The following is a 21,137-nucleotide window of genomic DNA, read 5'->3' as shown; positions in this document are numbered from 1 at the left end:
TGACACTGTCGTGGGGCGTTGGCGGCGATTATAGCGAACTGCCATCGGGTGTGCAGTCGCAGGTTACCCGTACTGCGTTTGCACACCCTGTAAGTCAGTCTGTAACAGTCATGGCACGCCCATTACCAGCACGCCACTTCCGCTGATCGCCCCGGCAGCAGGGAAGACGCCCGCTCGTCGTACGAGCGAAAAGGTCACATCATCGCCTCCCATGCTGTTGGTGATGCGGGTCCGGAATGAACCGTTAACCCTCACCGCTGAGCCCGCACGCACGAGGGCGGTGCCCACGTTCGGGTTGCTCATCACCAATAGCCTGTCGTCGAACGACGTCGAAATGCCTTTGTAGGTGATGGTGATGTCGGTGTTGATCCCACCATTGGGGCATGAATAGGTGAGCCTGCGGTTGGCGCGAACCGAGGTGGTAAGGGGATCGGTGCCGATCGCCCGCTGTTGCACATTGCCGAAGTTGATCTCGATGGGGTTGTTATTGTTGATGGTGCAGGTTGACGGTGAGATGCCGAAGTTGTTGGCGGCTTTGTACGTGAGGACGAGCCGCGTGCTTCCAAAGCTGTAATTATTCGTCTGGTGCAGATTCAGCGCGCCCAGAATGTCACCTATTACCACGCTGATCGGGTTGCTGGGGTCGTTGCGCAGCAGGATATAGGGGGTTACATAGATGGGATACGCCACAAAGTTGTTGGGCATGGTCGCGATCCGAATATTAAACGGCACCGGGGTGTTATAAAACGCGCCGTTTATGCGTAGACCGGTGCCTTGATTGTTGAATTTCGGCCCGGGCACCCAGGGGGCGCCGGCTTGCGCGGATGTCCCCCAAAAGTCTATGCGTGTGGGGTGAGCATGGGAGGGCGTAAATCGGCATTCCAGCCACGCGCCTTCGAGAAGGATACGGGTGTTGTCCGAGCCGACACTCACGTTGACGGGGACCTCCAGGTTCAGGATCCCGCCGTCGCCAACATATTGCCAATTGCCGCCATTCACGCGGCAATCCGCTGCTCGCGAGGTGGTCGTCACACTTAGCAGGACGAGAAGCACTATTGCTCCATAGAGTCGTTTCATTTTGATCTCTCATTGCGCCTCTGTCCGAACGTCACTGTGAGTGATCATCCGGAAGATAATTAAGGTTTGCCCAGGCCGTTTTCAGGCCAGCAACGGCTACGGATAGTCCAACGTAAAAGTCGAGGTCACCCTGTACGCGCCTTGGCCGATGGTCTGGTCGCTGATGGCTTGCGGCTCGCCCTGCACAAAGGCTTTAAGCGCGATCACATTGCTGCCATCTATCAGTACCTGCGCATCGCTGGGCGAATTCAGCGGCAGTGGCTTGTTGCTCGGCGTCTCTATGCCCACCCCGATGCCTGAGGCGCCACTGCCGCCATCCAGCGCTAGCATGCCGGGCAACGCGGTGTTTTCCCTGCCGCCAAAGGTGATGCTGACCGTGGCGCCAATGGTGGTGTCGCAGTTCTCCAGGTGCAGCCTGAAGTCCTTGCCCTGTGAACGGGTGTTGATATACAGGTGCTTGCTGGTAACGTCCCAGAGTTCCAGGGTGACGGCCTCGTCGCCCGGCCGCAGGGTGCAGGCCTCCTGGACCAGGTTGCCCTTGAAACTCAGGTTGTCCGCTGCTTGGGCGTCGGCGGCCAGGCTCAAGGCCAATACCAGCGCTGCACGGTGTAAATGTCCCATTGATTCGACTCCTACTGGTATTCGGCCAACAGCGTGGCCACCGCGCTAAACCTTGCGGGCGCCAGGGTTGCGCCGGGCTGTTTGACCGGCACCACTTCCAATACGGGCGGTGATGACAGGCTGATATCCAGTGGCGTATTGAGTGAAAAAGGCAGGTTGTTCTGGAAAACCCGAATACCCAGCGCCGGTACGCTTGTCTGTACCGCCGCCCCGTCAAAGGTGGTTGGCGTGCCGTTGACACTCAATTTCAACGCCCATGGCAGCGTGTCGGTGCCGCAGTTGATGGTGTAGCCCACGCCTTTTCGGTACTGCACACCGTCGACGCGCTTGATCCCGACATCGCCAAAATCCACCTCGATGGTGTTGCCCGCATCGATCGTGCACGGGGGAGGCTCGTTGAGCGTGCCGCTAAACGTCAGGTTGGCCGATGCAACGCTGCACAGGCCCAGGGAGCACAAGGCGAGCAACGCTCGCTGCGGCCAACAGATCATTGGTCATTCCTCTTCATTGATAATCGACCACGAGAGTGGCGGCCGCATCGAATGCGCCTCCGGTCAGCTTGCTGCCCGGGCGTTTGACGGGTACCGCCTGCACCACCGGCACGTTGGGATAGGTGAAGTTCACCACCGTGTTCAGCGGCCAATCGGCGCCGTTGACGAACAGCTTTACCCCAAGGTCCTGCTTGCGGGTGACCAGCACGCGGCTGTCGAATGCGGCACCCGTGCCCCGAAGTTGCAGGGTCAGCGCGTTGCTGAAAGGGGAGCTGCAGGTGACGGTGTACGGCACGCCACGGCGATAATTGACCCCGTCGACTCGCGAGGTCAGCAGGTCATTGCCAAAAGGCACGTCGAGCGTACTGCCGCTGTTGATGACACACGGCGGCGGCGCAATGATCACCGCGCGGATGGTCAGGTTGGTCTCGGCCTGCGCACCCAGGCTGAGCGCCCAGAGCAAACCGCTGCCCATTAACACGGCCCAGGGGCCGTATGACTTAGCCATTGTTCTGCCCTTACTCATAATTGAGCCTGAAATCCACCACGGCCCGGAATGCCCCGCTGGTCAATGGCGCAGCGGTGCGCGTAGGCCGAACGTTCCAGGTCTTGGTGTTACCGCCCAGGGGCAAGAACAGCGGTTCGCCGCGTTGGCCCAGTTGTACGTCCCGCCCCAGGGCGTCGGTCAGTTGCAGCCCCAGGCCGGTGATGCCTTGCACTTTGACCAGGCGCGAATCGTCGTCATCGGCAGGCGCGATAAAGGCCACCGACAGCACCGGTTGAAAGGCGCTCCAGGTCAGGTTGCCGGTGCGTTCACTGCGGATACTGCCGGCGGTGCGGTTGCACTCGGTAAAGCGCAACTGGAAGGCCACCTGGTTGGCCTGATCACCAGGCCGACGTAACTGGCTGGTGGAGACGTCGCCCAGTTCAATGGTTTGATGCAGCGAGGTCATTTCCAGGCTGCACGGGGTTTCGTGCATGGAGCCGGAAATATTCAGCACGCCATTCATGCCCTCGATATCCTCGGCCTGCGCGCTCCCTCCAAGGGCCAGTAACAGGCCGCCCAATGCCGTTATGTAATGAGACTTCATGGCTGACTCCAGCGACAGGCTTACTGTTTGGGCAGTGCTGCTTGCAGGTTGACCTTGCAAGTCTCGCCGCTGCAGGTGAAGGCCAGCAGCGGACGGCCGCCGTAATCATTGACGTAGGCCAAGTGAGGGGTAGGGCCCAGGGCCTTGGCGGTGGGGCCGAGGATCAGCGTGCCTTTGGGCGGCACCATCACCGGCTCGAAACCGGCCACGGTCTTGCCCTCTTTGGTGCTGCGCGCATCCACCAGGGTCACGTAGTAGGGCGTCGGGTTATTCACCCGGTAATGCTCGCCTTGCCGGGTCAGGGTCAGCTTTTCCTGCCAGGGGTTGGACAGGTCTTGCTGGCTGGGCGTAATGGCTTGAGGCCGGTAGAACAGTTTGATCCGGGTCTGCAGCGCGATTTGCAGGGTGTTGGCCTTATCGGTGCGTGGCGGAATTTCCCGCAGGTTGAAGTAGTAGACCGTCTCTCGATCCTGGGGCAACGACTTGGCCGCCGGCAGCGCCTGGACTTTTACCTGGCTCTGCTTGCCCGGTTCCAGGCGCTGCACCGGGGGCAGCACGATCAAGGGTGTGGTGAGTTTCTGGCCCTCTTCATTCTCGATCCAGCCTTGGGCCAGGTACGGCAATTGGGTGTTGTTATTGGTGATGTTCACGCTGGTGGCGTCCTTGCTGCCGTCGAAAATCACGCGGGTACGGTCCAGGCCAATTGCAGCGTGGCTGCTGTGGCTCATGGCGAGCGTCAGCAGGGTGAGGGTCGAGACGGTGAAGCGTTTGTACAGGGTCATGAGGATGTGGTCTCCGTGACGGGGTGCTTGCCGGTCAGTTCTGCCGGCGCGGACAAGGGTTGATCGGTGGCTGCGACTCGGCAGTCCAGTTGCAGGGCGTTGCTCAGGCCGTCAGCGGGCAAGACGTCGGGAAGGGTGAGGGTGCAGCGCTCATTCCCGCCCCAACTGACGACCATCTGTTCACCGGCTTGAATGCCGCTGAGGTAGACATTGCCGCCGTCATTCACGATGCCGGTGTCCTGCTGCTTGGCGTTCTGGACCGTCGCACCGAAGGGCGGCGAGCTGCCATCGGGCAGGCGCAGCACCGCCATGGCTTTTTCACCGGCAATCACGTCCAGGGCGCGATAACCGATGGCGCCTTCGGTGAGGGTCAGTTGGGTGACAGATTGAGTGGCTTCGACATTGCTCGGCAGGCTCTCCAGATCGACGCTGGCTGCCGTACGCTGGTAGCTGCTCAGGTCGGCGATCACCGCTTTACCGAAGGCGTTGCTGCGGGTCGGCGAGCCGTAACCCCGCACCGGCACGTCAGGCACGCCGCTGGTATCCACCATCAAACGGGTGCCGCCCATGCTGTTGGTGCGATGCAGGGCTGCGCCGTGAGACGTGAGCGTGCCACCGCCGCGGGCTGACAGGCTGAGGCTGGTGCGACTGTCTCGTTGCCGGCTGGCGGCAAGTGTCAGGTCCGCTTGATCACCCATGTGGCTCAGATAGCCACTGGCCGAATTATCGCTGGCGGTCAATTGGTAGCTGTTGCGCTCATCGAGGCGGTCGCTGTAACGCGTGGAAAAGCCGTTCTTGCCTGCGGCCCGGCTGGCGTCCAGCGACAGCGTGCCGCTGCGTCCCAATGGCAGGCTGACCGTCAGCGCCATGCCGTTATCCTTGTAGTTGTAATCCAACGTGCGATAAACGTTGAGCGACAAACTCATGTTTTTGACGGTGCCCACATTGAAGTAGCGGGACACCGACAAGTTCCAGCGCTGGGTAGCCGGCCGCGACCAGTAAGTTTGTTTGTTATAACTGGCGTAGACCGTGGCGCCCAAGTCGCGAAATTGTTTGTTAACGGTCGCTGTATACAGCGCTTTGCTGCCACCAATAGGTTTGAATTCACCGGCATATTGACCGAATTCGTCGTATTGCCCGCGGCCCGCCAGTTCCCCGTTCCTGCCGTAATGACGAGCGTCTAAATATTCACTCATGCTCAAGAAGTTCTTATCGGAGAACCGATAACCGGCGAAGGTGATCTGGCTGTCGTATTGTTCAAAGTTCTTCGAATATTGCAGGCGGTAGGATTTACCCGAGAGCGTTTGATTCCACACCTCAGCCCGGGACTGGGTGATATCCAGGGATAACGCGCCCAATGCCAACAGGTCGCGGCCAGCGCCGATAGTGGCGGCCCGGTAGTTGTTGTCGGTGATGGCGCCGCCGAACAACGACCAGCCGTTGCTCACGCCCCAGGAGAACTCCCCCGTGCCAAAAAAGTTGCCGTCAGCGCCATATTGGAGATCCGAAGGCCGCCCGCTCGCCAGCTTGTATCGAACTTGCCCAGGGCGCGTCAGGTAAGGAACGCCTGCGGTGTTGAGCTTGAAGGTCTGTACCGAACCGTCTTGCTCCTCTACCCGCACATCCAGCGTACCGGTGACGGCATCATTGAGGTCCTGGATACGAAAGGGGCCGGCGGCCACCAGGGTTTCATACAGCACGCGCCCTTGCTGGCTGACGACCACCCTGGCGTTGGTCTTGGCCAACCCCACCACTTCAGGTGCGTAACCGCGCAGGTTGGGGGGCAGCTGACTTTCGTCTGACGTCAACGCGGCACCGGTAAAGCGGAAGCTGTCGAACAAGTCCGAATACAGGTAGTTTTCGCCAACCACCAGCCGCGCCCTCAAGGCAGGAATGGCGCGGTAAGCGTAGTAGCGGCTCCACTCCAGCTTCTGTTCCCCGGCGGAACGGTCCCTTGCGCTGTCGACACGGCCCTGCCAGTCGGCCCTCAGGCGCCAGGCCCCGGCATTGGCCCCCAGCGTTCCGTTGCCACTGAGGTGGTTGCGGGTGCGCTCGTTTTTCTGGGCGTTGGACTGCGCCGTCAGGTTGTAGTCGATCAACAGTCCCGGTACGCCTTCATCCCAGCGTGCAGGCGGATCCCAGTTGAGGGCGCTGTACTCAAGGTAGGCGTGGGGCAGGTTGATGCTCAATGTGGAGGTGGCCAGGTCTGCACTGACCTCGGCACCTGGCAAGCCTTGAAGGTCCAGGCACTCGTCGCCTTTCCACCGAGTGAGCCTGGCTGCTTCGATCGCCTTCAGGCCCAGTTGCGCCACGAGCTCTGCGGACAAGCAGGCCTGGCTACCCTTCGGGTCATCATCAGGGGGATAAAAAGCCACCGACTGCTCGGAAAGCGCCTGGCCGTTGATCTGCACAAGCATCGTGTAGGTGCCGGGCAGAATGAAACCGCTGCGCGAAAACCGCGACAAATCGATATTGGTGCGATCATTCAGGTCAAGAACGTCGGTATTGAATTCGATATCCCCGGCACCCAAGGCTGTGCCTGCCAGTGACATCAGCCCGCCAACCAACGTGGGGCGCAGCGTATGTTTGATCTTCGACGCATTCAGCATGAAAGCAACCCATCAATGTTCAAAAGTATTCCAACTTGAACCGCACGGCGACGCGGTGAGCGCCCGGCGCCAAGGGCAACCCGTTGCCCACCAGCCGCAACGTGTAGTGAAGTGTCATGTCGCCTTCGGCTAAGGGATGCGGCGCCATCGGCTCGCCCGGCACGCTCTCCTGGCCGGCCGAATCCCAGATGTGAAAGGCAACACCCTGTGAATCGCCGAAGGCAGCAAAAGAGCGACCGTCGCGGTCGCGCGGGCCGTCGAACGTGACCCGCAAATGCTCCCAGTCCGGTAGCGTTGCACCCGGCCGTAAAGGGTCCGGGCGCGTCAATGAGCAGTTGACCAGGCGCAAATCAAAGGGGTGTGGCTCGCCCAACGCGTTTCGCAACAGCCTCCCAATGGGCTCGGCGGGCATCTCGATGGTTTGATCGGCACTGGTCAGTTCCAACCCGCACGCGGAGTCAACGACCCTGCCACCGAGCGTGATGACCCCTTCACCTTGCGCAGGCTCCTGCGCGAACACCCAAGGGCTGATGACCACCGCCAGTGACGAGCTCATCGCCAGACTTATGAGTTTTTTCACCGTTTTCTCCCACCCGTTCCCCCCGCCACCCTGAAGTGGCGGGGGGGCTACTTACTGATAAGCCAAGGTGAAATTGGTGACCGCGCTGAAGTCACCCGGCACGATGTCGCCGGTCGCCGCGCCTTGAACAAAGGCGCCGAATTCCAGCGTGTTGTCACCGGTGGAAATGGCCTGGGGCGTGGTTGCCACACCCAGTTGGATAGGGCTGCCGCCGTGGGTCATCATGATGCCGACGCGGCCTGCGGTACCGACGGTGCCGATTGCGCCAGGTACGTCAGTTGATGGCGCAGCCGTGAACGTCGTGGTCACGGTGTTATCAGTCAGATTCGTCAGGTCGCAACCTTCCAGTTCAATCAGCACACGGCGAGCTTCGGACTTACCGCCTGCCTGCAATTGATGCTTGGCGATGGCGCCCAGGTGAATGGTCTGATCTACCGATTCAGGCTTGATGGAGCAGGCACCCGAGTGGACCGATCCCAGAAAGGTAACCGTTCCATCTGCCGCCTGAGCGCCGGACATGGAGCCCGCGAACAGGCCGATGGTTAACAGTGCAGTTTTGAACGTAGTTTTCATTTGCAGATGCCCACATAAAAATGTCATGGAAGAGCCCCGCCACCCGTTGGCGTGGGGCTGACGTTTCACCTCAAGAGTGGCCGGCAGCAAACTCGGCTGATCGCCAGTCGAGTACCAATCAGAAGTTAAAACTTTCCAATTAGTTGTATTGCCATTTGGGCGCACGGTTGAGGCGGAAGCAATTGTGTGATGGCGGCTTGAAAAAGTAAGTCGTCACATTCGCTTATTGATGTGGGCAGGCAGTATCGCGACTTATAGGAAGAATATGGCACTTTGCCAAAACTTTGATTTTGGCTGTAAGAAATGAACTACACGCTGCTAAATGAGAATAATTTAGTTGGGGTTATAGCTGTAAGAATGGGATGACATACAGTGAAAATCAATAGACATTAATGGCGCGAAACAACTAACCGGGTTACGGGCGCAGAGGCCGTGAGGCTGGCGGGTCAACAGCCACAAAAAAGCCCCGCTTAACGGGGCTTTCGCAGAGCAACGAGGCTTACTTGGTTTTCGGCCGCTTGCTCGATGCATGGCCTGCCTCATCCACAAACACCTCGGCTACGGCAATCGCCATGCTTTCGGTCTCGAATACGCCGGCAACGCTGTCGCCGTGAAAATTGATCAAGTGCCAGCCGTCTGCTCGCTTCGTGATCAGGTAGCCGTTTACACCTTTGGGTTCTGACATCTGTTGGCAATCTCGTGGTCTTGGTTCAAGGCGCTCATGATAACGCCAATTGCCGGGGCAGGGCGCAAGTTGTTGCAGGTCAGTGCCAGGGGGGCAAAAGCGTGCTAAAACCATTGCAGCCCTTTAAACAAGGGGCCAAGTCGGGTTCTGACCGACCGTTGGTGATGCGCTTTGCAGGATCAGCGGAACTTACGCCGACATTTTTTCTCTATGATGACATCGCAACGCCAGCAGGACCCATTGTAAGGTGACTGCGGCCTGATTAGACTGCGCCGAATTCCGTACGCACAGCCCTTTGTAAGGACTCATATGATCAAGAAATGCTTGTTCCCAGCAGCCGGTTACGGCACTCGCTTCTTGCCAGCGACCAAAGCCATGCCCAAAGAAATGCTGCCAGTGGTGAACAAGCCACTGATTCAGTACGGTGTGGAAGAGGCTCTGGATGCCGGTTTGAACGAGATCTCCATCGTCACGGGTCGTGGTAAGCGCGCGCTGGAAGACCACTTCGACATCAGCTATGAGCTGGAAAACCAGATCAAGGGCACCGACAAGGAAAAATACCTGGTCGGTATCCGTAAATTGCTCGACGAGTGCTCGTTCTCCTACACCCGTCAGACTCAGATGAAAGGCCTCGGCCACGCCATCCTTACCGGCCGCCCGCTGATCGGTGACGAACCGTTCGCCGTGGTCCTGGCGGATGACTTGTGCGTCAACCTGGAAGGCGACGGTGTGCTGACCCAGATGGTCAAGCTCTACCAGAAATACCGTTGCACCATCGTTGCGGTGATGGAAGTCAACCCTACCGAAACCAATAAGTACGGTGTTATCGCCGGTGACGATATTGGCGATGGCCTGATCCGCGTACGTGACATGGTCGAGAAACCAGCACCGGAAGATGCACCGTCGAACCTGGCGATCATCGGTCGTTACATCCTTACCCCGGACATCTTCAAGCTGATCGAAGAGACCGAGCCAGGCAAGGGCGGCGAGATCCAGATCACCGACGCTCTGCTCAAGCAAGCCAAAGACGGTTGCGTGATTGCCTACAAGTTCAAGGGCCAGCGTTTCGACTGCGGCGGTGCTGAGGGCTACATCGAAGCGACCAACTTCTGCTACGAGCATTTCTACAAGACGGGCAAGGCTTACTGATTCATGTAAGCCGTTGCTCCAGCAGGTCGTTTCAGCGACCTAAACAAATGCCCCGATTGTTCGGGGCATTTTGTTTCATGCGTTAGGCGCACGCGTTCTGCTTTTGACCTCTAAAGCGAAGAGTGTCGATGCCAGCAGATGAATGGCGGGTTAATGTTTCGCTGTTTCGATTTTGAGGTCCCTGGTGATAATAAGCGTTTTATTGCCGGCCTCGTCTTTTCCGTAGGCGCAATAACGCCAGTTCCGATCTTTTGGCAGTATGAGTGTCTCTCTTACGAGGGCGTAACCGCTTTCATTCTTGCAGTCAATTGAATCGAGCGCCCCGTATTTATAATACGTCTGGACAATTTCGTTCAGCCGAGAGGCTGTGGTTATTTGCCATTCGTCAGGGCTGTGTTCATACACGTCGACTTCCGGCTTGCTCTGCGGGGCTGTGTCATCCAGCTGGCGTAATTTAACGGTCGCAAACTTCATGGGTTGCCAGGACGTCTGTCCAAAGCGTTTGCCAATGATGCATATCGCCTGAACCCCCTCCCTTTGATCGACGGGCAGTTTAAGCAGGGGTTGATCAACCGCCCTGACTGGCGCCCCATACCCTTTTGGCAGTGCGCATTGAATTGAACTGGCTGATCCGCTCTTGTAGCGAATCCATTCGAAGTCTTTACTGATCTTCAGGCCCCAAGACGCCGGTTGCAATTGACCGTGCTCGTTGGGGGCTGCGGAGCGGGTCGACCAAGAGCCCACGCGTTCGATAGCTATCCCGGTACCCGGGTCAAGATTGCTCAGGTCCAAGGTGTTATCTGGTCGAAATGCCGCAAGAATATGATCAACCGAGTGGGTGTATACCGCCTCAGGCCGACTTACCGTGCCGGCAGGCGCGAGTTCGCAGGGCCGGGCGAAGCCACAACCATTCAAGTAAGAGTCGGTCGCTGTAGATAGTATGCCGATTACCCGCTTGCCATCTTTCGCAAAGACCGGGGAGCCGGAGGAGCCGCCGTATACGCCAATACAGTCGTTGGCACGAGCGTCGGACCAATACCAGGGAAGGTCTGGTCGGATAGGCCAGGCGCTTTCGAAAAGAGGCGTGGGCGGCTGCGATTGACAAACTGAGTGGCGCAGAAAAAATCCGCCAGGAAAAGCGCCCTGGGGTATATGTGCCAGTTCAATGGCGCGGTCGGACGCATCAAAATTCTTTAACAGTAACGGCTTCACGCCTCTTGAGCGAAGTTCGCCGTAGGTTGCAGCCAGTTCCAGCAACCCGACGTCCGACCCTTTCATGCTTGAATAAACTATACGTTTGATGCTGTACCAATGGTGCTCATTAACATTGTCAAAAAAATAGGCGGGGGAAAAAGCAAAGCCAACTGCCATGGGTTTATCAATGACGACGTCATTGTCACCGCTATCAATGCTCAACAAAGGATCAACACTGCAATGCCCCGCAGTGAGAATAAGCGCGGCCTGAGTATCATTGGGTGTTTCGCTGCTAGCCACCAATGTCGCCGTGCATTCCCACGCGAGCCCTTGAGTCTTCTTCATTAAACCTACAGCGAAGAAACGATCTGACCCCGGCGCAGTGGCCGATAACAGCGGAGCCACTCCAGCAGCGGGTGAGGTGTGAGGATTTGGAATTGAGACAAGCATGCTGTCGGCATGGCTGGAAGTAATCCATGCAGCCAGCACAATGAGCGTGAGTCGGCTAAAAAATCTTGAACTAAGCGTAAAGCGATAGCCGAAAATCATAGCGATGCTTCCTCATTTCGGATGCGGTGAGTGTTTACGGCACCGAAGTATCATTACGGATCGTCAATCAGCCTTCTACTGTCAACAATGACAGGTTACGCCTGCGGTTTTTAACTAGCCGTTAAAGACCGTCGTGACAATGCGCTCTCTAGGGCCTCGTATTTGAATGTGGCAAGGTATGTCGATTGGCTTTTTCGTTTCTCGTCCCCACCTAAGTCGGTATGCTGGTGTCCTGCCGAGGAGAGTGAAATGGCCTACGATTTTGACCTGTATGTAATTGGCGCCGGTTCCGGCGGTGTTCGCGCGGCGCGCTTTGCCGCGGGCTTCGGCGCCAAGGTGGCTGTTGCGGAGAGCCGCTACCTGGGCGGCACCTGTGTGAACGTCGGCTGTGTGCCAAAGAAGCTGTTGGTGTACGGCGCGCATTTTGCCGAAGATTTTGAACAGGCCAGCGGCTTTGGCTGGTCCCTGGGCGAGGCGAACTTTGATTGGGCGACCTTGATCGCCAACAAGGATCGCGAGATCAACCGCCTCAACGGCATCTATCGCAACCTGTTGGTCAACAGCGGCGTGACATTGCACGAAGGGCACGCACGCCTGGTTGATGCCCATCAGGTGGAGATTAACGGTGAGCGCTTCACTGCCAAGCACATCCTGATCGCCACCGGTGGCTGGCCGCAGATCCCTGAGATTCCAGGGCGCGAGCACGCCATTGGCTCCAATGAGGCATTCTTCCTTAAAGAGCTACCCAAGCGCGTGCTGGTGGTGGGCGGCGGTTATATCGCCGTTGAGTTCGCCGGCATCTTCCACGGCCTGGGTGCGCAAACTTCATTGCTGTATCGCGGTGACCTGTTCTTGCGCGGCTTTGATGGTTCGGTGCGCAAACATCTGCAAGAAGAACTGACCAAGCGCGGCCTGGACTTGCAGTTCAATGCCGACATCGAACGTATCGACAAGCAAGCCGACGGCAGCCTCAAAGCCACCTTGAAGGATGGTCGCGTGCTGGAAGCCGATTGCGTGTTCTACGCCACCGGCCGCCGTCCGATGCTGGATAACCTGGGCCTGGAAAATACCGGGGTCAAACTGGACGAGCGCGGTTTCGTCGCGGTGGATGATCTCTACCAGACCGCCGAGCCGTCGATCCTGGCGATTGGCGATGTGATTGGTCGTGTGCAGCTGACGCCGGTGGCGCTGGCTGAAGGCATGGCCGTGGCGCGGCGGTTGTTCAAGCCCGAGCAATACCGCGCGGTGGATTACGCCAATATCGCGACGGCGGTGTTCAGCCTGCCAAACATTGGCACAGTCGGTCTGACGGAAGAGGATGCACGCAAGAACGGCCACAACGTGCAGGTCTTTGAAAGCCGTTTCCGGCCGATGAAGCTGACCCTCACCGATTGCCAGGAAAAGACCCTGATGAAGCTGGTGGTCGACGCCGACACCGACAAAGTGCTGGGTTGCCACATGGTCGGCCCAGATGCGGGTGAAATCGTGCAAGGGCTGGCGATCGCGCTCAAGGCGGGCGCGACCAAACAGCATTTCGACGAAACCATCGGCGTGCATCCTACGGCGGCGGAAGAATTCGTCACCATGCGCACGCCTGTGGCGGATTGATCAGGTTGGCTCTGCTGCCTCTGGCGCCGTTGCAACGACGGCCGCCAGGCGCAGGGCTTCGATGCTTGCCTGGGCCTTGACCAGGTCCAGCTCAAGCGCCTTGTTGTGCTGCTGGTGTTCCAGCAGTGCGGCCTGGCGTGATTGGCTGTCTTGCACGGCCACGCGCAGGCGTTCCTGGAGCAGGGTGCGCTCGCTGTCGATCTGACTCAGCTGCTCCTTGAGTTTCAGCTGTAGCGCCTGGTCCTGGCGAGTTTGCTCCTGCAGCGCATTCAATTCCTTGGCGGTCACTCGCTGCTCACTCAGCAGACGCTCGTTATCGCGATGCAACTGGGTGATTTCATCCTGGCGCACCAGCGCGCTTTGCTGTGCCTGGCGCAATTCGGCCTGAACCTGCTGCAACTGGCCTTCATGGCGACGCTGTTCCTGCTCGCGCTGTTCCTTGATGGCATTGCGGTAATGCTCAAGCGCATCACGGGCGTGCAGGTGTTTTTCTTCCAGTGAGCGAATCTGCTCGTCCTTGTCCTTGAGTCTTAGCTCGTAGTCGCTGCACGCCTGGCTCAGCCCGGCATTACGGGTTTGCTCGGTCTGCAGGCTGGTGCTGGCGGTTTGCAGCGCCGCGCTTTCTTCGGCCAGGGCTGCCGCCTGGATATCAAATTGCTGTTTGAGCTGGGTATGCGCTTCTTCCAGGGTTTCTACCTGGGCGAGCAGGGCGGCTTTGTGTTGCTCGAATTGCGCCAGGGCCAGGTCGATCGGCTCTTGGGCCTTCTCTTTCAGGCGTTGGGCCAGGCGTGCGACCAGTTCGCCCAGCTCATCGTCAATCGGCGCCTGGGTGATGGTTTGCCGTGATTCGCTTTCGTCCAGCTCTTTCAGGTAACGATGAATGGTGGTTTTCGAGCCGGTATTGCCCATTTCGATACGCACCGCATCGATGCTGGGGTTTTCGCCACGGGCGAGGATCGCCAGGCGTGCCGTTTGCACTACTGCTTTGTTTATGCCGCCGCGAGCCATGGAGTCTCCGTCGATTTAGTACTGTGGTACATGGTATGTATATACATACTATAGCATGGTTAAAAACTCGTTGAAATTCATGATTTAACAGATGGGATATTGGCGTATTATCCCGTGTGACCCCTGTTTTCATCAGCCATTCACCTGTCAGCAGTACGAAAAGACGCCTATGAGCGACCTCGACCGATATCTCAACGCCGCCACCCGTGACAACACGCGCCGCAGCTACCGTGCGGCCATCGAGCATTTCGAAGTCAGTTGGGGAGGGTTCCTGCCGGCCACCAGCGACAGCGTGGCGCGTTACTTGGTGGCGCATGCGGGAGTGTTGGCAGTCAATACCTTGAAGCTGCGGCTCTCGGCCTTGGCGCAGTGGCATACCAGCCAAGGGTTTGCCGACCCGACGAAGGCGCCGGTGGTACGCAAGGTGCTCAAGGGCATCCGCGCCGTGCACCCGGTGCGTGAGCGGCAGGCCGAGCCTTTGCAGCTCCAGCATTTGGAACAGGTGATCGCCGCCCTGGACATTGAAGCCAAACAGGCCAGCGAGCATCACGACCAACCGCGCTTGCTGCGGGCCAAGCGCGATGCTGCGCTGATTCTGCTGGGCTTCTGGCGCGGGTTTCGCAGTGATGAACTGTGCCGATTAAGCATTGAGCATGTGCAAGCCGTACCGGGCGCAGGCATCAGCCTGTACTTGCCGCGCAGCAAAAGTGATCGCGACAACCTCGGCAAGACTTACCAGACCCCGGCGTTGCTGCGGCTGTGCCCGGTGCAGGCTTATAGCGAGTGGCTCAGCGCCTCGGCGTTGGTGCGCGGGCCGGTATTTCGCGGCATTGACCGCTGGGGCAACCTGGGCGAGGAGGGCTTGCACCCCAACAGCGTGATCCCGTTATTGCGCCAGGCCCTTGAGCGCGCAGGCATCCCTGCCGAGCAATACACCAGCCACTCCCTGCGTCGGGGCTTCGCCACTTGGGCACATCGCAGCGGTTGGGATTTGAAGTCGCTGATGAGTTACGTCGGCTGGAACGACATGAAATCCGCGATGCGCTATGTTGAAGCGACGCCGTTTCTGGGCATGACCCTGGCAACCCAACCGCTGATTTGAGATTTCTTCTATTAATACCGTCACCTGATAGAGAAAGCCAATCGTCAGCATCAGGTTTGCCAATGAGCCATCGACCGAAAGAGCCGGTAGGATTCATCTCATCAACTTCTTAACCCCTGACGGAGAGTCAACGATGCCTATCATCAACAGCCAAGTAAAACCGTTTAAAGCCACCGCTTTCAAAAACGGCAGCTTCGTCGATGTGACCGACGCTGACCTGAAAGGCAAGTGGTCGGTTGTATTCTTCTACCCAGCCGACTTCACCTTCGTTTGCCCAACCGAACTGGAAGACCTGGCTGACAACTACGCCGAATTCCAGAAGCTGGGCGTCGAAATCTACAGCGTTTCCACCGACACCCACTTTGCCCACGCTGCCTGGCACAACACTTCGCCAGCCATTGGCAAAATCCAGTACACCATGATCGGCGACCCAACCCTGACCATCTCCCGCAACTTCGACGTGCTGATCGAAGAAGCTGGCCTGGCAGACCGCGGCACCTTCGTGATCAACCCAGAAGGTCAGATCAAGATCGTTGAGCTGAACGACGGCGGTGTAGGCCGTGACGCTTCCGAGCTGCTGCGCAAAATCAAGGCCGCTCAGTACGTTGCTGCCCACCCAGGTGAAGTCTGCCCAGCCAAGTGGAAAGAAGGCGAGGCCACTCTGGCGCCGTCTCTGGACCTGGTCGGCAAGATCTAAGTCTGTGAACGCGTATCAAGGGCGGGTATCCGCACTTAAGTAAGCTGCATCCGCCCTCAAAACGCCCGGGCGAGATTCGCTCGGGCGTTTTTTTGTCTGCAATAAACCGAATGAACAGGAAATCGCCCGTATGTTGGATGCCAATCTTAAAGCTCAGTTGAAGTCATACCTGGAACGGGTCACCCAGCCGATCGAGATCGTCGCCTCCCTCGACGACGGTGCGAAATCCCAGGAAATGCTTGCTCTTTTGCAGGACGTAACCAGCCTCTCCACGCTGATTACCCTGAACACCGATGGCAATGATGCGCGCAAGCCATCGTTCTCCATCAACCGCCCGGGTGCCGATATCAGCCTGCGTTTCGCCGGCATCCCCATGGGCCATGAATTCACTTCGCTGGTGCTGGCCCTGCTGCAAGTCGGTGGCCACCCGTCGAAAGCCAGTGTCGAGGTGATTGAACAGATCCGCGCCCTCAAAGGCGAGTTCAGCTTCGAGACTTACTTCTCGCTGTCGTGCCAGAACTGCCCGGACGTGGTCCAGGCGCTGAACCTGATGGCCGTGCTGAACCCCAACATCCGCCATGTTGCGATTGATGGTGCGCTGTTCCAGGCCGAAGTCGATGAGCGCCAGATCATGGCGGTGCCGAGCGTTTACTTGAACGGGGTCAACTTTGGCCAGGGCCGTATGGGCCTCGAAGAGATCCTCGCCAAGCTCGACACCAGCGGTATCGAGAAAGCCGCGGAAAAAATCAGCGCCAAGGACGCCTTCGACGTCCTGGTAGTTGGCGGTGGCCCCGCAGGGTCTTCAGCTGCCATCTACGCGGCACGTAAAGGTATTCGTACCGGTGTGGCGGCTGAACGCTTTGGTGGCCAGGTGCTGGACACCATGTCCATCGAGAACTTTATCTCGGTACAGGAAACCGAAGGGCCGAAACTGGCCAGCGCACTGGAAGCCCATGTGCGTCAGTACGATGTCGACATCATGAACCTGCAGCGCGCCAGCAGCCTGGTACCGGCGAAAAATGCCGGTGAGCTGCACGAAATTCGCTTCGAAAGCGGTGCCACCCTCAAGTCCAAGACCGTGATCCTGGCCACAGGCGCCCGCTGGAGAGAGATGGGTGTGCCCGGTGAGCAGGAATACAAAGCCCGTGGCGTGTGCTTCTGCCCGCACTGCGATGGCCCGCTGTTCAAGGGCAAGCGTGTGGCGGTGATCGGCGGCGGTAACTCCGGCGTGGAAGCGGCCATTGACCTGGCCGGTATCGTCAGCCATGTCACCTTGCTTGAATTCGACAGCAAGCTGCGCGCCGATGCTGTGTTGCAACGCAAGCTCTACAGCCTGCCGAACGTGGATGTGATCACCAGCGCATTGACCAGTGAAGTCAAAGGCGATGGCCAGAAAGTCACCGGCCTTGCCTACAAGGACCGTGACAGCGGTGAATTCAAGACCATCGACCTGGAAGGCATCTTTGTGCAGATTGGCTTGCTGCCCAACACCGACTGGCTCAAAGGCACCGTAGAGCTGTCGCCGCGTGGCGAGATCATTGTCGATGCCCGTGGCGAGACTTCACTGCCTGGTGTGTTCGCCGCCGGTGACGTAACCACCGTGCCGTACAAGCAGATCGTGATTGCAGTAGGCGAGGGCGCCAAGGCTTCGTTGAGCGCGTTCGATCACCTGATCCGTACCTCTGCTCCGGCATAAATGCTGAGCTGAAAATGAAAAACCCCATGAGCGATCATGGGGTTTTTCTCGTTCCCACGCTCGGCGCGTTCCCACGCTCCGCGTGGGAATGCATCCGGTGACGCTCCGCGTCACGCAGTGCTTATTACATCGGCGCCGGCTGGATGATCTCGACCCAATAAGCATCCGGGTCTTTGATGAACGCGAGGCTCTTCATGCGGCCATCCGTCAGGCGCTTCTGGAAATCACAGTCCAAGGCTTCGAAGCGTTCGCACGCAGCGACAATGTCCGGCACCGAGATGCAGATATGGCCAAAGCCACGCGGGTCGGTGTTGCCGTTGTGGTAGGCAAAGTCGGCATCGTTTTCGGTGCCGTGGTTGTGGGTCAGTTCGAGGATGCCCGGAATCGACTTCATCCACTGGGTACGCTCGGCGGCGTCGGCCGGGATCTGGGCCTTGTCCACCAGGGCCAGGAAGTACAGGCTGAATTCGGCTTCCGGGAAGTCACGTTTCTCGACCAGGGAGAAACCCAGGATACGCGTGTAGAAGTCCAGCGACTTGGTGATGTCCTTGACCCGCAACATGGTGTGGTTGAACACAAAGTTCGCCGTGGCGTTGTCGGGTTGGGCGGTGACGCCCGGGAAGGTGTTCAATTCGTGCAGGCTCATGGGCCCTCCAGAAAAAATGTGAGATGAGCGGTCCATTGGCTTGCGGCCTGCCTCCATGCAGGCGGGCCATGATACGCAAGGCGCACCGGCTGCGCCAAATGAAAAAGCGCGCTCAACCCTTGCGGTCAGCGCGCGCCGGGCCGCACACTTTGCCGCTGGAACCTTGGGTGTTTTTCGCAATGATCGAGTTTCGTAGGCCGCTGTTGAGTGCTGTGTGCGTGTTGTTGGGCAGCCCGTTTGTGCTGGCCGCCGAACCGGAGGTCCATTGGCCCAGCGGTTGGCAGGTCGAAGAAGTCGTGCCTGACGGCGAGCCCCCTGCCAAACCCCAAGCAGTGTCCCGGCAGCGAGCGATCAAGAACGATGAAAATGGCGCCACGTTGATGGTCATGGAGTTGACCGGAACGCCAATTGAGGCCGGTCATAAAGTTAATCTTGCTGGCGTGTTGCTGGAGATGCGCAAGTCGATCCAGAAAGACTTTGCCCGCGGCGGTTATCAAAGCGTGTGCAGCAAAATGCACTCCACGACATTGAGTCGGCTTGACGCGTTGGAAACTACCTGCGTGATTACCGAGAATGGTCGACACCTGTTGTCGCAAACATTAGTCGGTGCGCTGGATGTCGACAAAGCCTATGTTTTTTCATACGCCGGGCAGGCGCAAGCGTACGAGGCGAGCAAGGAGGAAGTCAGTTTGGTGCGTAACAGTCTGAAACTTTGACGCGCTCAAATTGAGCGAATTTGAACAACATGAACGCTGAGTTAAGTTCGATTCCGAACCGTTAGAGCAAAAAAAGCCCCGCGTAGGCGGGGCTATTTTTTAGTACATGTTTCAGCCGCGAAGCCAGGAGTCTACAGTGGCAGCGCCGTACTCTTCTTTCCAGGCTTTGAGGCCGCGGTGGTTGCCACCTTTGGTCTCGATCAGCTCGCCGGTGTGCGGGTTGTGGTAAACCTTGACCACCCGTGCGCGGCGCTGTTTAGGCGCGGCAGCGGCCGGTGCGCCGCCTTTGCGTGGCGCTGGATCGAGGATAGCGATCACATCACGCAGGCTTTTGTCGTATTTGCCCATCAGCGTCTTGAGCTTTTCTTCGAATTCGATTTCTTTCTTCAGGCCAGCGTCGTTCTTCAAGGATTCCAGCTGTGCAAGCTGCTCTTGAAGGGCTTTTTCTGCTGCGCGAAATTCGGCGAGTCTGGACAAAATCTGTACTCCAATAATGTAGTTGCTGATATCAACTGCAGACAAAGCTATAAGCCAAGAACGTTAAGCCACGTCAACGAAAAAGACCCTTCTGCGAGTTCTGCACAGGCAGAAAAAATTGTAGTAGTTAATTCAGCCCGAGTAAATCATGTCTTTTAAAGAAAGACCAATCTTTCATCACCGGTCGCGCAAGGCTATTCCACGATGCCCAACGATTTAATGAATTCATCGCAGGGTAATGGTCGACCAAACAGGTAACCCTGTAGGAAATCCACGCCTTGGGCAACGAGGTATTCACACTGTTGGGCTGTTTCTACGCCTTCGGCAACAATGCCTAGATCCAGCTTGACCGACAACTCTATGATGCTGTCCAGAATATGCCGAGACAGCGCATCCGCACCGATCATGGCGACAAAGCTTTGATCGATCTTCAAGTAGTCGACATTGAAATTGCGCAAATAGCCCAAGCTGGAGTGGCCGGTGCCAAAATCATCAATGGCGATCATGACCCCCATTTGATGCAGCGCCTCGAACAGGCGGCGGGTGGTCTCGGTGGGTTCGATCAACTCCCGCTCGGTCAACTCCAGCACCAGGGTGACCTGGCCGGGTGGGAACGCGGCGAGGAATTCCCGGCAGTCCTGCACCAGCGCCATGTCCTGGCAATGGCGCGCAGTGATATTCACGCCGATATGAAAGCCTGGGCTGAAGCGCGCGGCATGAGGCGCCAGTTGCGCGGCGGTCTGGCGCAGCAGGGCACGGGTCATCGGCACGATCAGGCCGGAGTCTTCGGCCAGGGGAATAAACAGGTCCGGGCGCACCAGGCCTTCTTTGGGATGCTTCCAACGCATCAGCACCTCACACCCGGCCCATTGGCGTGTGTCACCGCGTACCACCGGTTGGAAATACGGGATGAACTCATTGGCCCCCAAGGCGCGTTGTAACTCATGGGTCGGCGCGGACGAACGTTTTTGCAGCCAGTGAGCGAGCAGCCCCGCCAATATCCCGAAGAACACCACCAGGCTGAACAGGGCCGGATACCGCGCCTGCATATAGCGCCAGACTTCACCCTCGGGCATCCCGGCCTCGACACTGTATTGATAGCGCTCGGAAGCCAGGCGCTGTGGCGCCACGGCAAATGTCGGCAACGCGCCTTGATGCACTTTGCCGTCGGCACCCAGCCAGTTCGGGCCGACGTGCAATACCAAATACGCGTAACGGCTGATCAAGCGCAAGGCGTTGGTGAGGTGGTAACCGTCAACCGAGGCAAACGCACCTTGATCGCCTTGGACCAGGCGGTACACCAGCAGGGCGGTATCGGGTGTGACGGGGTTGCCTTTCATCAACCACAGGCGCCCATCCACGTAGTCGTCGGGGTTGACGGGCGATTGGTAGCGACCGCCAAACAACGAGCTGCAATAGATATTTTTCTGCCAGGACAGCGTGGTGGCCCGCACAAACGGCCGACGCGTGACTTGTTCACGTAGCGCCAACTTGGTGGCGCTGTCACACGGCTTACCGGCCAGTGGCAGCAACGCCTGGGCAGCGATGGCGGTGTTGTCGAGCATCAAGTCGAACTGGCGCACCGCTTCTTGAGCGGTTTGCGCCGTGCTTTGTTCAAGGGTGCGCTCGGCTTGCCAATACAGAATCACAACCCCCAGCAAGATGGGCAACACGCCGCTGGTTGCACTGATGAAATAGCGTGCGGCTCGGCTTCGTGGGCCTTTGACGGTCAGGGGCATAGGGGCGGTCAGTCGCGAGAAAAAGAGTGAGATATGCCGATGATAGA

21 protein-coding genes are annotated in these 21,137 nt (G+C 58.3%); 6 read left to right on the top strand and 15 right to left on the bottom strand.

The genetic code is table 11. The annotated features are described in order from the left end of the window. Positions 1–108 precede the first annotated feature (108 nt). The 10 genes from ACWHXD_RS15215 to ACWHXD_RS15170 all read right to left on the bottom strand — a co-directional run bounded on the left by ACWHXD_RS15215 (position 109) and on the right by ACWHXD_RS15170 (position 8,509). Complete coding sequence (locus tag ACWHXD_RS15215) at positions 109–1,077, bottom strand: fimbrial protein (RefSeq protein WP_138762782.1); 969 nt, start codon at positions 1,075–1,077, stop codon at positions 109–111. Between the two features lie 96 nt (positions 1,078–1,173). Next, positions 1,174–1,698 carry a fimbrial protein gene (locus ACWHXD_RS15210; protein WP_032897202.1) on the bottom strand — a complete coding sequence of 175 codons (525 nt, stop codon included), beginning with the start codon at positions 1,696–1,698 and terminating at the stop codon, positions 1,174–1,176. Between the two features lie 11 nt (positions 1,699–1,709). Next, positions 1,710–2,189, bottom strand: a complete 480-nt coding sequence (locus ACWHXD_RS15205) for a fimbrial protein (protein ID WP_138762781.1) — start codon at positions 2,187–2,189, stop codon at positions 1,710–1,712. Positions 2,190–2,202: 13 nt separating this feature from the next. Next, positions 2,203–2,697: a fimbrial protein gene (locus tag ACWHXD_RS15200; RefSeq protein WP_138762780.1), complete on the bottom strand. Its 495-nt coding sequence runs from the start codon at positions 2,695–2,697 to the stop codon at positions 2,203–2,205. A 10-nt stretch (positions 2,698–2,707) separates the two neighbouring features. Then, the gene (locus ACWHXD_RS15195) at positions 2,708–3,280 is read right to left on the bottom strand and encodes a fimbrial protein (protein ID WP_032897208.1); all 573 of its coding nucleotides are present in this window, start codon (positions 3,278–3,280) and stop codon (positions 2,708–2,710) included. Between the two features lie 20 nt (positions 3,281–3,300). Next, positions 3,301–4,062 (bottom strand): fimbria/pilus periplasmic chaperone, encoded by a 762-nt coding sequence (locus ACWHXD_RS15190; protein WP_032897210.1) that lies wholly within the window; start codon positions 4,060–4,062, stop codon positions 3,301–3,303. Further along, positions 4,059–6,671, bottom strand: a complete 2,613-nt coding sequence (locus ACWHXD_RS15185; RefSeq protein WP_138762779.1) for an outer membrane usher protein — start codon at positions 6,669–6,671, stop codon at positions 4,059–4,061. Before ACWHXD_RS15185 ends, ACWHXD_RS15190 begins: the two co-directional genes overlap by 4 nt. Before the next feature lie 19 nt (positions 6,672–6,690). After that, positions 6,691–7,251, bottom strand: coding sequence for a fimbrial protein (locus tag ACWHXD_RS15180; RefSeq protein WP_032897212.1), 561 nt, complete (start codon positions 7,249–7,251; stop codon positions 6,691–6,693). A gap of 51 nt (positions 7,252–7,302) precedes the next feature. Beyond that, positions 7,303–7,824: a fimbrial protein gene (locus tag ACWHXD_RS15175; protein WP_032897213.1), complete on the bottom strand. Its 522-nt coding sequence runs from the start codon at positions 7,822–7,824 to the stop codon at positions 7,303–7,305. Between the two features lie 499 nt (positions 7,825–8,323). Beyond that, positions 8,324–8,509: a hypothetical protein gene (locus ACWHXD_RS15170; RefSeq protein WP_003191311.1), complete on the bottom strand. Its 186-nt coding sequence runs from the start codon at positions 8,507–8,509 to the stop codon at positions 8,324–8,326. 309 nt (positions 8,510–8,818) lie between these two features. Between ACWHXD_RS15170 and galU the strand changes: the two genes are divergently transcribed. Next, a complete protein-coding gene (gene galU, locus ACWHXD_RS15165; protein WP_003173830.1) occupies positions 8,819–9,658 on the top strand; it encodes a UTP--glucose-1-phosphate uridylyltransferase GalU in 840 nt (279 codons plus the stop codon). 150 nt (positions 9,659–9,808) lie between these two features. Here galU and ACWHXD_RS15160 read toward each other — a convergent pair whose 3' ends face one another. Further along, complete coding sequence (locus tag ACWHXD_RS15160) at positions 9,809–11,401, bottom strand: trypsin-like serine peptidase (RefSeq protein WP_138762778.1); 1,593 nt, start codon at positions 11,399–11,401, stop codon at positions 9,809–9,811. A 249-nt stretch (positions 11,402–11,650) separates the two neighbouring features. Between ACWHXD_RS15160 and gorA the strand changes: the two genes are divergently transcribed. Then, complete coding sequence (gene gorA, locus ACWHXD_RS15155; RefSeq protein ID WP_032897214.1) at positions 11,651–13,009, top strand: glutathione-disulfide reductase; 1,359 nt, start codon at positions 11,651–11,653, stop codon at positions 13,007–13,009. Here the strand turns inward: gorA and ACWHXD_RS15150 are convergent, their stop codons facing one another. Next, positions 13,010–14,017, bottom strand: a complete 1,008-nt coding sequence (locus ACWHXD_RS15150) for a DNA-binding protein (RefSeq protein ID WP_138762777.1) — start codon at positions 14,015–14,017, stop codon at positions 13,010–13,012. A gap of 169 nt (positions 14,018–14,186) precedes the next feature. Here ACWHXD_RS15150 and ACWHXD_RS15145 point away from each other — a divergent pair, with 169 nt between their 5' ends. The 3 genes from ACWHXD_RS15145 (at position 14,187) to ahpF (ending at position 17,512) form a co-directional block, all read left to right on the top strand. Next, positions 14,187–15,119: a site-specific integrase gene (locus tag ACWHXD_RS15145; RefSeq protein WP_138762776.1), complete on the top strand. Its 933-nt coding sequence runs from the start codon at positions 14,187–14,189 to the stop codon at positions 15,117–15,119. Positions 15,120–15,252: 133 nt separating this feature from the next. Beyond that, positions 15,253–15,816, top strand: coding sequence for an alkyl hydroperoxide reductase subunit C (gene ahpC, locus ACWHXD_RS15140; protein ID WP_003191303.1), 564 nt, complete (start codon positions 15,253–15,255; stop codon positions 15,814–15,816). A 130-nt stretch (positions 15,817–15,946) separates the two neighbouring features. Continuing rightward, positions 15,947–17,512 carry an alkyl hydroperoxide reductase subunit F gene (gene ahpF, locus ACWHXD_RS15135; RefSeq protein WP_138762775.1) on the top strand — a complete coding sequence of 522 codons (1,566 nt, stop codon included), beginning with the start codon at positions 15,947–15,949 and terminating at the stop codon, positions 17,510–17,512. Between the two features lie 124 nt (positions 17,513–17,636). On the opposite strand, the gene gloA is transcribed toward ahpF, so the two are convergent. Beyond that, the gene (gene gloA, locus ACWHXD_RS15130) at positions 17,637–18,158 is read right to left on the bottom strand and encodes a lactoylglutathione lyase (RefSeq protein ID WP_138762774.1); all 522 of its coding nucleotides are present in this window, start codon (positions 18,156–18,158) and stop codon (positions 17,637–17,639) included. A 179-nt stretch (positions 18,159–18,337) separates the two neighbouring features. Here gloA and ACWHXD_RS15125 point away from each other — a divergent pair, with 179 nt between their 5' ends. Beyond that, positions 18,338–18,874 (top strand): DUF4946 domain-containing protein, encoded by a 537-nt coding sequence (locus ACWHXD_RS15125; RefSeq protein WP_032897918.1) that lies wholly within the window; start codon positions 18,338–18,340, stop codon positions 18,872–18,874. 111 nt (positions 18,875–18,985) lie between these two features. Here the strand turns inward: ACWHXD_RS15125 and ACWHXD_RS15120 are convergent, their stop codons facing one another. Next, the gene (locus tag ACWHXD_RS15120) at positions 18,986–19,351 is read right to left on the bottom strand and encodes a histone-like nucleoid-structuring protein, MvaT/MvaU family (RefSeq protein ID WP_003191298.1); all 366 of its coding nucleotides are present in this window, start codon (positions 19,349–19,351) and stop codon (positions 18,986–18,988) included. Between the two features lie 194 nt (positions 19,352–19,545). Beyond that, positions 19,546–21,090 carry an EAL domain-containing protein gene (locus tag ACWHXD_RS15115; protein WP_032897221.1) on the bottom strand — a complete coding sequence of 515 codons (1,545 nt, stop codon included), beginning with the start codon at positions 21,088–21,090 and terminating at the stop codon, positions 19,546–19,548. Between the last annotated feature and the right edge of the window lie 47 nt (positions 21,091–21,137).

It is taken from the genome of Pseudomonas fjordensis, from assembly GCF_976987115.1.
This window is presented reverse-complemented; position numbering and strand designations above follow the sequence as displayed.